The following is a 12,917-nucleotide window of genomic DNA, read 5'->3' as shown; positions in this document are numbered from 1 at the left end:
CCTCTTCGCGGGCACGCCCGCTCCCACAGGTACTGCAAGCTTCAAGATCATGCAGTACCTGTGGGAGCGGGCGTGCCCGCGAAGAGGCCACTAATGCCTACAGAAGTCTCTAGCCCTTCACCGGCACCACCGCCAACTCCACCCGCTCGCTTTTCTTGATCACCGCATACACCACCGCCGTCAGCAGGCTACCCGCCACGATCGCCAACAAGTACAACAGCGCATGGTTGATCGCATTGGGGATCAGCAGCACGAACAGGCCGCCATGCGGCGCCATCAGCTTGCAGCCGAAGTACATCGACAATGCCCCGGTCAACGCCCCGCCGGCCACGCTGGCCGGAATTACCCGCAGCGGGTCCTTGGCGGCAAACGGGATCGCCCCTTCAGAGATGAAGCACAGCCCCAGCGCCAGGGCCGCCTTGCCCGCCTCGCGCTCGCTCTGGGCGAACTTGCGTCGGGCCAGGAAGCTGGCGATACCCAGGCCAATGGGTGGCACCATGCCGGCGGCCATGGTCGCCGCCATCGGTGCATAGCTCGACGAGGCCAACAGCCCCACCGAGAAGGCATAGGCGGCCTTGTTGATCGGCCCGCCCAGGTCGACGCACATCATGCCACCCAGCAACAGGCCCAGCAGAATGGCATTGGTGGTGCCCATGCTGTCGAGAAAATGCGTAAGGCCTTCCAGCATCGCCGCCACAGGCTGGCCGACCACATAGATCATCACCAGGCCGGTGAACAGGCTGGCCAGCAGCGGAATGATCAGGATCGGCTTGAGTGCCTCCAGACTGCTGGGCAGGCGCGCCCAGCGGGCAATCGCCTTGGCGCTGTAACCGGCGAGGAAGCCGGCGACGATACCACCGATGAAACCGGCGCCAAGGGTACTGGCCAACAGGCCGCCGATCATGCCGGGTGCCAGCCCCGGGCGGTCGGCGATGGACCAGGCGATATATCCCGCCAGCAGCGGTACCATCAACTTGAACGCAGCCTCGCCGCCGATCTGCATCAACGCGGCCGGCAAGGTGCCCGCTTCTTTATAAGCCTCGATACCGAACACGAACGACAGGGCAATCAACAAGCCGCCAGCCACCACCATCGGCAGCATGAACGACACGCCGGTGAGCAGATGCTTGTATACCCCGGTCTTCTCGCCCCTCACTGGCGTGGTCACTGCTGCGGCATCGCTGCTGTTTTCCACCTTGGCTTCGGCCAGGGCCTTGTCCAAGGTGGCACGGGCCTGTTTGAGGGCGATACCGGTGCCGCAACGGTAGATGCGCTTGCCGGCGAAACGTGCGGTGGGCACTTCGATGTCGGCGGCCAGCAGCACTACATCAGCTGCGGCGATGGCTTCGGCAGACAAAGGGTTGCGCGCACCGACCGAGCCCTGGGTCTCGACGGTGAACTGGTAGCCCAGTTGCTGCGCAGCCTGTTGCAAGGCTTCCGCAGCCATGAATGTATGCGCGACGCCAGTCGGGCAAGCCGTGACGGCGACGATGCGTGCGCCAGCGCTGCCTGCTTCGGCCGGGCTGCCTGGCACTGTGGCCAGCAGCTGGGCGTTGGCCGCCGCTTCATCGAGGAAGCCTTCACGGTCGGCCAAAGCCTGGGACGGCGTGCTCTGGTACACGCGCTTGCCGACGAAACGGGCCAGGTCCACCGGGCCGGTGCTGACCACCAGCACCCAGTCGGCCTCGGCAATCTGCGTGGTGCTCAGTCGCCGCTCGGGGTGGCCGGCATCCTGCACTTCGACGCTGGTACTCCAGCCGCGCCGCTGGGCTGCGGCGGACAGCAAGCGCGCGCTCAGCACGCTCGACACCTGGCCATTGGGGCAGGCAGTGACAATGGCAATGTTCATCGGCAACCCTCTTGTTGTTCTGTCAGTTGCACACCGGCTTCCAGGCGCGCCAGTTGCTCGCGGTCACGGATGCCGAAACCAACCTGGGTAACAGCCTGGGCGGCGATCGCGGTGGCACGGGTCAAGGTTTGCGCTGGGGCTTCGCCCAGCAGCAGACCGTGGACCATGCCGGCCACCAGCGAATCACCTGCGCCCACCGTGCTGGCGACCTGCACCTTGGGCGGGCAAGCATGCATGGCCAGGTCGCGGGCGAACCAGCTGACGCCCTGCTCGCCCGCCGACACCACCACGTGTTCGACGCCACTGGCCAGCAGGTGCTCGGCAGCGGCGCGCTGCTGCGCCAGGTTATCCACAGCCAGGCCGAGTACCTCGCCCAGCTCATCGGTATTGGGCTTGACCAGCCAGGGCGAGCTCTGCAGGCCGGCACGCAGGGCTTCGCCGCTGCTGTCCAGGGCTACCTTGAGGCCTTGCGCCTTGAGCTGTTCGAGCAACTGGCGGAACCACTCGGGGCTGATCCCGCGCGGCAGGCTGCCAGCCACCACCACCGCATCGTGGCCCGGGGCGATCTGCGCCAGGCGGCGCAGCAATGCACTTCGTGCCGCTTCGTCAACTTCCGGACCTTGGCCATTGATGTCGGTGACACGGCCATCGGCCTCGACCAGCTTGATGTTGCTGCGGGTTTCGCCCGGCACGCGGACAAAGCAGTCGGCGAAGCCGCGCCAGTCGATCAGCGCCTCGAACGGCTGCAGGTTATCGCGCCCGAGGAAGCCGCCAACCGTGACGCTGTGCCCCAGGTCGGCCAGAACCTGGGCAACGTTCAGCCCTTTGCCCGCGGCGTGGCTGTGCTGTACCTGGCTGCGGTTGACCTGCCCCGGGCGCAAGGTATCCAGGCCGATGGTGATATCCAGCGCCGGGTTCAGGGTGAGGGTGAGGATCTTGGCCATTCAGTAACGCTCCACCAGCGCGCGAACCGCTGCGGCGCTGTCCTGTTGCAGGGCCTCGCGCGCCAGGGCGCGGGCCGTCTGGTGATCGGCCTGGCGGACCAGGGCCTTGACTTCGGCAATGCTGCGCGCGGCGACGCTGAGTTCGTCCACGTCCAGGCCCAGCAGCACGGCTACCGCCTGCGGGTCGGCCGCCAGCTCGCCGCACACACCCACCCACTTGCCATGGTCATGGGCGGCGCGCACGGTCATGTCGATCAGGTTGAGCACCGCCGGGTGCAGGCCGTCGGCCTGGGCCGAGAGGCTGGGGTGGCCACGGTCGATGGCCAGGGTGTACTGGGTCAGGTCGTTGGTACCGATGCTGAAGAAGTCCACTTCGCGCGCCAGTTGTGGTGCCAGCAGCGCTGCCGAGGGCACTTCGACCATGATGCCCAGTTGCAGGTCGGCTACCGGGATCTCGGCACGCAAGCGCTCGACCATGGCCCGCGCCTCACGCCATTCGTGCACCTGGCCGACCATCGGGAACATGATGCGCAGCGGACGCTGGTCGGCCGCCCGCAGCAAGGCGCGCAACTGGTCTTCCATCACCTGCGGGCGCTGCAGGGTCAGGCGTACGCCGCGCACGCCGAGGAACGGGTTTTCCTCGGCAGCGATCGGCCAGTACGGCAGCGGTTTGTCGCCGCCGACATCGAGGGTACGCACTACCAGCGGGCGCCCGTCGAGGCCATCGAGCACGCGGCGGTACTCGGCTTCCTGGGTGGCCACGTCCGGGGCCTGGGGGTGGGCCATGAAAATCAGCTCGGTGCGCAGCAGGCCCACGCCTTCGGCCCCCTGCTCCACCACCTTGGCGATGCCGTTGCTCTCGCCGATGTTGGCGAACACCTCGACGGCGTGGCCATCGCGGGTGACCGCCGGCTCGAAGCGGTTGGCCCAGGCGGCCTGCAAGCGTTGCTCGCGCAGGTCGCGCTCGGCCAGGGCCCGTTGCAGTTCATCCGCCGGCGGCGCCACGCTGACCACGCCACGCTGGCCATCGAGCAGCAGCGGCGTGCCACTGTCCAGCAGCAGTATCGACGCCCCCGCGCCCACTACCGCCGGGATGCCCAGGGCACGGGCGACAATGGCGCTGTGGGCGGTGGCGCCGCCCTGGGCGGTGACAATACCGGCGACACGGCTCGGGTCCAGTCGGGCGACATCGGACGGGCCGACTTCGGTCATCACCAGCACGTAGGGTTGCTCGGGTTCAGCCTGGGCCTGCACGCCACACAACTGCGCCAGCACGCGGCGGCCGATGTCACGCAGGTCGGCAGCACGTTCGGCGAGCAAGGCATCGTGCAGCGACTCCTGCTGGCGCGCCGCCGCCTCGATCACCGCCATCCAGGCGGCTGCGGCGCTTTCGCCCTGGCCCAGGCGCTGCTCGACATCGTCGGTCAGGGCCGGGTCGGCGAGCATTTCCTGATGGGTGACGAAGATTTCACCAATGGCCTTGTCGCTGCGCTGGACCAAGGCCTGCAGCTCGCCATTCACGGTCGCCACGGCTTCACGCAGCTTCTGCCGCTCCTGGGCGCACGACTCGCCGCGCAGGGGGTAGTCGAATTCACGCTCGACACACACATGCGCCGGGCCACTGGCAATACCGGGCGCAGCACCCACGCCGTGGATGCGGCTACCGGCTTCGGGCGCTTGCAGCAATTCGGCCGCTGCGCTGGCGACGGGCGCCGCGCTCTGCGGCAACGGCTCCACCTCCTCGCCCAGGCCTTGTTCGATGGCGGCCAGCAGCACCGGCAAGGCATCGGCGGCGATGCCTGGCTCAGCCACCAGCTCCAGCACCTGGCCACGTCGGGCGCCGAGGCTGAGCAGCTTGCTCAGGCTCTTTACCGACACCGCCGGCTGCGCGCTGTCGAGCAGGCGTACACGGATTTCCCCCTCGAAACCTTTGGCCAGTTGCGCCAATACCTTTGCCGGGCGGGCATGCAAACCGTGCGGGTTGGCCAGCACGACACGCGCGCTGGGCCAGTCTGCCGGCGCCTCACCGCCCAGCACTTCCAGTACCGCGCGGCTGCTGGTGGCCTGGTAGAGCATTTGCCCGCGGCCTTCGATCAACACTTCGCACAGGCGCTCGAGCAAGGCCTGGTGAGCAGCACCAAGGCTGGCGAGGCAGAACAGGCCGTTGAGCGGCTGGTCGCGGTAACGCAACGGCTGCTGCGGGGTAATGAAGGCCAGGCCCGGTTGGCGCACCTGGCGCTCGCTGTGCAGCCACCACAGGCCCTCGCCCAGCGGCAGCGGCTCGGCCTGCTGCAGCACGGCGGCAAAACCGCTGTCGACGCAGTCGGCGCGCTGCAACAGGCGGGCGCCGCGCCAGGCCAGTTCATCGAAGTCTTCGGCCGGCAGGTTCAGGCCGACCAGTTGTGCATCCAGCGCCAGTTCCTGTGGCGCGCCCTGCAACAGTTTCAGCAACGCCTCGGCGGAGCCGGCGCGGCGCAATGCTTCGGCCAGGTCGGTCTCGCCCAGCGCGCGGGTCAGCAGTTGCAGCAGGCGCAGGTGCTCGTCGGAACGGGCGGCGATGCCAATGGCAAGGTAGACCATCTGGCCATCGCCCCAGTCCACACCCTCGGGGAACTGCAACAGGCGCACGCCGGTGGCGTACACCAGGTCTCGGGTCTGCGGCGTGCCATGGGGGATGGCAATGCCCTGCCCAAGGAAGGTGGAGCCTTGTGTCTCTCGGGCCTGCAGCCCTTGCAGGTAACCCTCGGCGACCAGGCCGTCAGTGACCAGCCGGTCGGCCAGCAGGCGCAATGCCTCGGCCTTGTCGGCGGCCTTCTGGCCCATGGCTATCTGCTCCTTGGCGAGCTCGAGCATGACCTTCTCCTTTTGCAGTTCCCGGTCGGGTACTGGAGTATTGTTGTGAAATTCACATGAACGGCCAGTTCAACAGCCTTGCACGGATGGCAGCCGAGGCAGAAAATTCGGCAGCTGAAACGATTAATCTGACCAGGCGGCCACGTTACTCGATAATCTGCCGAGGAAAAAGCCCCATCCTGTCGGACAATTGCGACAATGGTCGTCTGCGCGTGGCGCCCCCGCCGGGTCAAACTTCCCGGTCAGGCCTCACAGCCAGCCCCGGTAATAACAAGGAAAATTCGGTGAAACTCAGCGATATCGCCCGTCTGGCCGGTGTGTCCGTGACCACCGCCAGCTACGTCATCAATGGCAAGGCCGAACAGCAGCGCATCAGCAACAGCACTGTCGAGCGGGTACGCGCGGTGGTCGAGGCCCACGGCTTCACCCCCAACCCGCAGGCCGCTGGCCTGCGCAGCCGGCATACCCGCACCCTGGGCTTCATTCTCCCGGATCTGGAGAACCCCAGCTACGCCCGCATCGCCAAGCAACTCGAACAAGGTGCCCGCGCCCGTGGCTACCAGTTGCTGATCGCCAGCAGCGACGACCAGCCCGACAGCGAGCGCCAGTTGCAGCAGCTGTTCCGCGCCCGCCGGTGCGACGCGCTGTTCGTCGCCAGCTGCCTGCCACCGGAAGATGACAGCTACCGCGAACTGCAGGACAAAGGCCTGCCGGTGATTGCCATCGACCGCCGCCTGGACCCTGCGCACTTCTGCTCGGTGATCAGCGACGACCGCGACGCCAGCCGCCAACTGGCCGCCAGCTTGCTGAGCGCCGCCCCGCGCAGCATCGCGCTGATCGGCGCACGCCCCGAGCTGTCGGTCAGCCAGGCACGTGCCGGCGGCTTCGACGAAGCCCTGCAAGGCTATGCCGGCGAAGTTCGCCGCTATCAGGGCGAAGCGTTCAGCCGTGAGTGCGGCCAGCGCTTGATGCAGCAGCTGATCGAAGACTTCGGCGGCCTGCCGGATGCCCTGGTTACCACCTCCTATGTGCTGCTGCAAGGAGTGTTCGACACCCTGCAGGCCCGCCCTGCCGACTCGCGCCAGCTGCAGCTGGGTACCTTTGGCGACAACCAGTTGCTCGACTTCCTGCCGCTGCCGGTGAATGCCATGGCCCAGCAGCATGGCCTGATTGCCGCCACCGCGCTGGAACTGGCACTGGCCGCGATCGAGGACAAACGCTACGAACCTGGTGTACATGCCGTCGGTCGAACGTTCAAGCAACGCATTACAGTGGCCTGAACATGCGCCTGATCGACACCCACACTCACCTGGACTTCCCCGACTTCGACGCCGACCGCCCGCGCCTGCTGGCCAACGCGGCGGAGCGCGGGGTGGAGCGGATGGTGGTGCTGGGGGTGTACCAGGCGAATTTCCAGCGGGTGTGGGACCTGGCCTGCGCCGACCAGCGCCTGTTCGCCGCACTCGGCCTGCACCCGATCTACCTTGACCAGCATCGCCCGGAGCACCTGGTGCAGTTGCGCGAATGGCTGGAGCGCCTGCATGGCAACCCACGGCTATGTGCCGTGGGCGAGTTTGGCCTGGACTACTACCTCGAAGACCTGGACAAGGCCCGCCAGCAGGACCTGTTCGAAGCGCAACTGCAGATGGCCTGCGACTTCGAACTGCCCGCCCTGCTGCACGTGCGCCGCAGCCATGCCCAGGTGATCGCCACGCTCAAGCGCTACAAGCCGGCGCGGGCGGGGGTGATACATGCGTTTGCCGGCAGTTATGAAGAGGCCCGCGAGTACATCAAGCTGGGCTTCCGGCTTGGGCTTGGCGGTGCGGCTACCTGGCCACAGGCGCTGCGGCTGCGCAAGACCCTGGCGCGGTTGCCGCTGGACAGCGTGGTGCTGGAGACCGATGCGCCGGACATGGCGCCGGTCATGTACCCAGGGATGAGGAACAGCCCGGAGCACCTGCCGGAGATTGCCGGGGCGCTGGCGCAGGTGATGGGGGTAGACGTCTCGGAGCTGGCTGAAGCCAGCAGCCGCAATGCTTGCGCGTTGTTTGGCTGGTAGCTGAGAGGGTTATTGCCTGCGCGGGCCTCTTCGCGGGCTTGCCCGCTCCCACAGGGTCCGCGCAAATTGAGACCGGCGCAGTACCTGTGGGAACGGGCGTGTCCGCGAAGAGGCCGGCCCAGCCAATACAAGACTCAGCGCATCATCCCCAACCCGGCATCATCCATCAGCGCCTTGGCCAAAGCACTCAGATAATGTGAAGCCCAAAGCAGTTGCGGCTTGTTGTCCATCAGGCCGTCAATGTTCAGGTCCCGCCCCGACCCGCACAATATGTGGAGCGTGGCGTAAGGCGCGGCGCGAAGAGTGCCAACACGCAAGAGCCCTGACTCAGGGCTCCGTGCTTGCGCATTTGCGCCTAACATCAAGGCCCATGTCGGGCTTGCCTTATGGCATTCATGATTGCCAGGTTTCTATGGTGTTCGACCACCTCCGGATTCGGATTCCACTCATCCCATGAGTCTACAGATGAGGTTGAGCTGACTTGCCTGGAAAGACTGCCGCGCTCATTTGTGCGGGAATTTAAAGGGGGGGTGTAGGGCAACTCCGTTAATGCGTTCTGGGCAGCGAAATTTCCATGTGACGAACTGGTGGCCGCAATTGCAGCTTGTCTTTCCGGATTTGGATTGGCCATCGATGGATGCGACGGCATGTGAAGATTACCTCGCCCCGGCATATGGTCTCGCTGGTGTTGCCTGAACTCATCCCGGAGAATGCTATTTATCACGTTTTCCATCGCACGTACCCGTTGACGATGTCTTGCAGCCTCAGCGGCCCCTTCCAGGGGCCCTGCGAGCTCTCGTTGCCGTATCGGTCTCCATTGTTGCGTTGTAGGAGCGCGCCAACGTCTGAAAGTTAAATGGCCGCTGGGGTCGGTATTGTTTATCGGGTCACAGTCGCAGTAGCTGTATGGATTAATCCCACCTTTCCCAAATGGACTCAAGCTGTCAGGCGACTCAAAGCGCATCAGGACCGTGCTGAAGGATCGATAGCCATTGCCAAGGGCATAGCTGTCGCGTACAGAAATGGTGGCTTCGCCGTTGTAGCCCAGCAGCGTTCGCAATGATGGCGATCCTGGGGCATGACCATAAGCTGAATACGTGTGAGGCTCTTTCTCATCGGTTTCCTGCACCGACAGCACCGAACCCTTGTCATCGGTTGTCAGTAAGCCAGTCGCAGCGCTTCCCGCTATTTGTCGCTCGGCTAATGCCAGGTCATGCGTGCGGAAGATGGTGCGAATCACGTCGCCTTGTTTCAAGAAAATAAAATGGTCACCCTGATAGAAGAAGAGCGAATTGCTTAATGCTTTTCTCATCATGCAAGTCCCTGCGGTGCTGGATGAATGGAGGCTGCTTTTAACTCATTCTGATTAGCTGCAGGGTTTTTTGATACTGGCAGAAATAGTAGTTTTATTGCCTGACACAGAGCCTGTGGGAGCGGGCAAGCCCGCGAAGAAGCCAGCGAGCCAGTTCAGACAAGCACCGTCCACAGCGCAAAACCGGCATACCACAGCACCGCACAGCGCAGCAGCAGCTCCCACAGGCTGTCCAGCCGCCCCAGCCCGCGCTGGCTGTCTTCTTCCTCGGGAATGTCATCGGCAATGCGCCCGACCCGCGCCACCAGGTGGGCGGCGCTGATGTGCCAGTTGAGCACCTCGTGCAGCATCACCCGCGTGACCGCGAGGAAGTTGCCAACCAGGGCAAAACTCAAGGCCAGCACCCGCACCGGGAGCCAGTCCATGATATGCCTCAGCTGCTCGGCACGAGCCTTCAACGTCGGTTGCTTGCTGTGTTCGCCACACAGCGCCAGCAGTCGATAGGCCAGGGCTGCGCCCGGGCCGAGCACGAAGTACCAGAAGATCACCGCGAAAAAGCCCTGGTACACCTGCCACAGCAGGTTGCCCTGCACCTGAACCAACAGGCTGTGCGGTTCGTCGGCCGCCAGCCCCAGGTCGCGTTCGGCCACGTGCAGCGCAGCCTGGTCATCACCGCGCCGCCAGGCATCGCGGAACGGCCCCAGCGATGCCTTGGCATCGCCGCGGCCCAGGCTGTAGATCAGCACCAGCAGGTGCACCGGCAACGCCAGCAAGCCGTACGCCACCGGGTCCAGCACATGCAGCAGCAATACCAGCAGCGCTACCGGTGCCAACACCAGGATGGCCAGCGTCCACCAGGGGTGCACCTTGCCGCTGCGCTCCAGGCGTACCAGTTCGCCCAGGAAGAACCCATCACGTTGCACCTGATGGCGCAGGGCCGAGAACTTCTCGACCCACAGCGCCAGCAACAACACCAGAAAACTCATGCCTTGTCCTCGTTTTGCTGCAGCGCTTGGCGATAGCGCGACCAGTCGAAGGCCGGACCGGGGTCGGTCTTGCGCTGCGGGGCAATGTCGCTATGGCCCTGGATGCGGTCCAGGCCGATGGCCGGCCAGGCACCGCGAATGTGCCGGGTAAGCTGCTCCAGCACCGCGTACTGGGCATCGGTATAGGGCAGGTCGTCGGTCCCTTCAAGTTCGATGCCGATGGAGAAATCGTTACAGCCTTCACGCCCGCCGAAGCACGACACACCGGCGTGCCAGGCGCGGTCGAGCAACGACACGAACTGGGTCACCGCACCGTCACGCTCGACGAACAGGTGCGCCGACACGGTCAGGTGGTTGATGCTGGCGAAGTACGGGTGTTCGTCGGGGTCCAGGCGGTTCTGGAAGAACTGCTGGACCTTGCCGGTGCCGAAACAGGCCGGCGGCAGGCTGATGTTGTGGATCACCAGCAGTGAAATCGATTCGCCTTCGGGGCGGGCATTGAAGTTCGGCGAGGGGCAGTGGGTGATTCCGATTCCGTGGAACCAGCCAGTGGCACGGTCCAATTGCATGGGGCAGATCCTGAAAGCGCCGTGAACAGGCTGACAGTATGCCCTGCGGCCAACGGCGTTTGCATGTGAATCATTGTAATGCTGTAGGAGCGGGCGTGCCCGCGAACACCGGCGCAGCCGGTGCCATCCACCGCGGCGCTTGTTTCGCGGGCACGCCCGCTCCCACCAGGATCGCGTCTGCTTGCAGATATTGCGCAAGACAGTTGCGCCTACCGCCGCAGCCCGTCGAGCACCGCCTCCAGCGCCCGCTCGAACAACAGCCCGTCATCCAGCACCCGCACGTCGCCCCGGTGCAGTGCCTGGGCCAGGCTGGCACCGTTCCATTCGCGCACTTTCATGCCGGTGCGGTTGGCGAACACCAACCGGTCGCTGCTGTCGATGCGTGCCACCAGTTTGCAGCGCAGCGGTTCGTCCTCGTCCAGCACCTCGACCCAGGTACCGATACGCAAGCGCTGCACCTGGCGCAGCGCCACAGCCTGCCCGTCGGCAACCTGCAACGGTGCGCAAGCGGGCTCTTCGGCAATCGCCAGCACGATGTCCTCGGCCACCAGTACGTCGCCCTGGGGCTGGCCCGCGCCACCTGCACAGGCACGCAGGTGCAACTGCTCCAGCTGCAGGAAGAATTCGCGGGTCGCGGCCGAGTCCAGGGCCACGCCGGCCAGGCCATCGCGCAGTGCCTTGAGCAGGCCCGGCACCTGCTGCAGCAAGGCTTGCGGCTCATGTGGCGGGGTGATGCTGGCCAGCAACATGTCCATCGTCTGCAATGCATCCCGCCAGGCCTGGGATGCCTCGCCCTGCTTGAGCCAGGCCAGCAGCAGCACCTGGCTCCAGGCCTGCACCAGCATCTGTACCACCACCTGCGGCAATACCCGGCCACGCAGACGCTGGTTAAGTGCGTGCTGCACCTGCTGCCTGGCCTGCTGGGCCCGGGCACGCCCTTCTTCGGCGTCGCGGGTGCGTTGTTCAAGCAGCTCGTTGCGCCGCCGTTCGTCCTGGTTGAAAACGAGGAAGTCTTCGAGCAGTTCGGCGAACAGGCTGATATCTTCGGCAAAATCATTGAGCAGGCGCTGGACGATACGCTCCACCCGCAGGTGCAGGCTGTCACGCAGGCCATCGCCGCCGCATTCCCAGCCGATGGCCGCGCCGGCGATCTCGTTGAGCAGCCGGCGGGCCGGGTGGCTGGCCCGACTGAACAGCCCCTTGTCCAGCAGGGCCACTTTCAGCAGCGGAATATGCAGACGTGCGATCAGCGCGCGCAGGCTGGCCGGCAAGTTGTCGTCGTTCTGGATGAAGGCGAACAGCAGGCCGATCAGGTTGATCATGTCCTCGTCGGCCACATCGATGCGCCGGCGTGTGCCGCTGCGCACGCTGACCCGCAGCAGCAATTGTTCAAGCTGTTGGCCAAGCTCGAAATCGTCAGCCTCGTGGGTGGCAGGCACGTAGTGCTGCAAATGCGAAAGCAGGCGCAGCAGGTCGGCGGTACTGATTGGCTGGGCGGCGGCCATCGCCTGCAAACGAGGCGCGAACTGCCCACGCGCCGGGGCCAGCAGTGTTTGCAACGAGGCAAAGAAAACCTGCCCTGCTGCGTCCGCGCCTACCTCATGCCCCAGGTTCGCCGGCCCACGTCGTGCGCTCATGCGCCGATCTTCGGCGCGCCGGCGCGGTGCCGGCGGCAACTCGGGCAGCACACCGGCGGCAGCCAGCAACTGGTTGGCTTCACCATAGATCACTTCGGCATCACGCAGCACATAGCGCTCGAACAGTTTGAGCAGGACCAGTTTGACCCGCAGGCCAACCCCCAGGTTGCGGCCAGCGTCGAGGAAGTAACCGCACAGCGCAGCGGGCCCCAGCGGGTTGTGCTGCTCGTGCAGGGGGCGGTCGAGCAGTGCTTGCAAGCGCAGGCCCAGTTGCTGCAGGGCAACGCCGTCGCGTGACAGCACCTGCGCGACCATGCCTTCGATCGCGGCGGCCCGCTCCACCTGGGCTTTGCTGCGCAGGTTGCCCGGCTCGAGCAGGTGCGCCAGCAAGTCAATCTGGCCGATACGGGCAAAGGCATCATGGAACGTGTCGAGAAAACCGCGCTCGATGCTCTTGCGCTTCAGGCGCAGGTCGCGCATGGCCTCGAAGTACAGGTTCTGGTCACTGCGATCGAACGCCTTGTCGGCCATCTCGAAGAGGGTGTCGTCGGCGTTGTCGAACAAGTCCTGCAAACCCTGACGCAACTGCAAGGCGGCCTTGTCGCGTACCTGCAGGAGCAATACCGGAAGGCAAGGCAGAGGCGTACGCCCGCCTCGGTCGATGGCTGCCGCCAAGGGCACCACCTTGCCTTCTTTTTGCATCCTGGA

At 65.3% G+C, this 12,917-nt stretch carries 9 protein-coding genes and 1 pseudogene; 2 read left to right on the top strand and 8 right to left on the bottom strand.

Going from position 1 to position 12,917, the window contains the following annotated elements; genetic code table 11:
- Positions 1–109: 109 nt before the first annotated feature.
- The 3 genes from MKK04_RS04100 to ptsP are packed head-to-tail and all read right to left on the bottom strand — an operon-like array spanning position 110 to position 5,646.
- The gene (locus MKK04_RS04100; RefSeq protein ID WP_233693851.1) at positions 110–1,849 is read right to left on the bottom strand and encodes a PTS fructose-like transporter subunit IIB; all 1,740 of its coding nucleotides are present in this window, start codon (positions 1,847–1,849) and stop codon (positions 110–112) included.
- The gene (gene pfkB / locus MKK04_RS04095) at positions 1,846–2,793 is read right to left on the bottom strand and encodes a 1-phosphofructokinase (RefSeq protein ID WP_241106272.1); all 948 of its coding nucleotides are present in this window, start codon (positions 2,791–2,793) and stop codon (positions 1,846–1,848) included. The genes MKK04_RS04100 and pfkB overlap by 4 nt, the downstream gene beginning before the upstream one ends.
- Positions 2,794–5,646: a phosphoenolpyruvate--protein phosphotransferase gene (ptsP, locus tag MKK04_RS04090; protein ID WP_241106271.1), complete on the bottom strand. Its 2,853-nt coding sequence runs from the start codon at positions 5,644–5,646 to the stop codon at positions 2,794–2,796.
- A gap of 284 nt (positions 5,647–5,930) precedes the next feature.
- On the opposite strand from ptsP, the gene cra reads away from it, so the two are divergent.
- Complete coding sequence (gene cra, locus MKK04_RS04085; RefSeq protein WP_207832488.1) at positions 5,931–6,926, top strand: catabolite repressor/activator; 996 nt, start codon at positions 5,931–5,933, stop codon at positions 6,924–6,926.
- A gap of 2 nt (positions 6,927–6,928) precedes the next feature.
- Positions 6,929–7,705, top strand: coding sequence for a TatD family hydrolase (locus MKK04_RS04080; RefSeq protein WP_241106270.1), 777 nt, complete (start codon positions 6,929–6,931; stop codon positions 7,703–7,705).
- 134 nt (positions 7,706–7,839) lie between these two features.
- On the opposite strand, the pseudogene MKK04_RS04075 reads toward MKK04_RS04080, so the two are convergent.
- The 5 genes and pseudogenes from MKK04_RS04075 to MKK04_RS04055 all read right to left on the bottom strand — a co-directional run.
- A pseudogene (locus tag MKK04_RS04075) lies at positions 7,840–7,974 on the bottom strand (DUF3077 domain-containing protein); the annotation flags it as partial.
- Between the two features lie 92 nt (positions 7,975–8,066).
- Positions 8,067–9,020, bottom strand: coding sequence for an RHS repeat-associated core domain-containing protein (locus MKK04_RS04070; RefSeq protein WP_241106269.1), 954 nt, complete (start codon positions 9,018–9,020; stop codon positions 8,067–8,069).
- A 152-nt stretch (positions 9,021–9,172) separates the two neighbouring features.
- A complete protein-coding gene (gene ampE / locus MKK04_RS04065) occupies positions 9,173–10,003 on the bottom strand; it encodes a regulatory signaling modulator protein AmpE (protein WP_233687292.1) in 831 nt (276 codons plus the stop codon).
- A complete protein-coding gene (gene ampD, locus MKK04_RS04060) occupies positions 10,000–10,572 on the bottom strand; it encodes a 1,6-anhydro-N-acetylmuramyl-L-alanine amidase AmpD (RefSeq protein WP_241106268.1) in 573 nt (190 codons plus the stop codon). Before ampD ends, ampE begins: the two co-directional genes overlap by 4 nt.
- A gap of 209 nt (positions 10,573–10,781) precedes the next feature.
- Complete coding sequence (locus tag MKK04_RS04055) at positions 10,782–12,911, bottom strand: DUF1631 domain-containing protein (protein ID WP_233687294.1); 2,130 nt, start codon at positions 12,909–12,911, stop codon at positions 10,782–10,784.
- Positions 12,912–12,917: the final 6 nt, after the last annotated feature.

The organism is Pseudomonas sp. LS.1a, from assembly GCF_022533585.1.
Classification (GTDB): Bacteria; Pseudomonadota; Gammaproteobacteria; order Pseudomonadales; family Pseudomonadaceae; genus Aquipseudomonas.
Note: the sequence above shows the minus strand (reverse complement) of the source record. Positions and strands in the feature narration are given on the sequence as shown.

Coding starts and splice junctions, on each gene's coding strand:
- MKK04_RS04100 (WP_233693851.1), bottom strand. CDS start 1,849: ATGAACATTGCCATTGTCACTGCCTGCCCCAATGGCCAGGTGTCGAGC.
- MKK04_RS04055 (WP_233687294.1), bottom strand. CDS start 12,911: ATGCAAAAAGAAGGCAAGGTGGTGCCCTTGGCGGCAGCCATCGACCGA.
- pfkB (WP_241106272.1), bottom strand. CDS start 2,793: ATGGCCAAGATCCTCACCCTCACCCTGAACCCGGCGCTGGATATCACC.
- MKK04_RS04080 (WP_241106270.1), top strand. CDS start 6,929: ATGCGCCTGATCGACACCCACACTCACCTGGACTTCCCCGACTTCGAC.
- ptsP (WP_241106271.1), bottom strand. CDS start 5,646: ATGCTCGAGCTCGCCAAGGAGCAGATAGCCATGGGCCAGAAGGCCGCC.
- ampE (WP_233687292.1), bottom strand. CDS start 10,003: ATGAGTTTTCTGGTGTTGTTGCTGGCGCTGTGGGTCGAGAAGTTCTCG.
- MKK04_RS04070 (WP_241106269.1), bottom strand. CDS start 9,020: ATGATGAGAAAAGCATTAAGCAATTCGCTCTTCTTCTATCAGGGTGAC.
- ampD (WP_241106268.1), bottom strand. CDS start 10,572: ATGCAATTGGACCGTGCCACTGGCTGGTTCCACGGAATCGGAATCACC.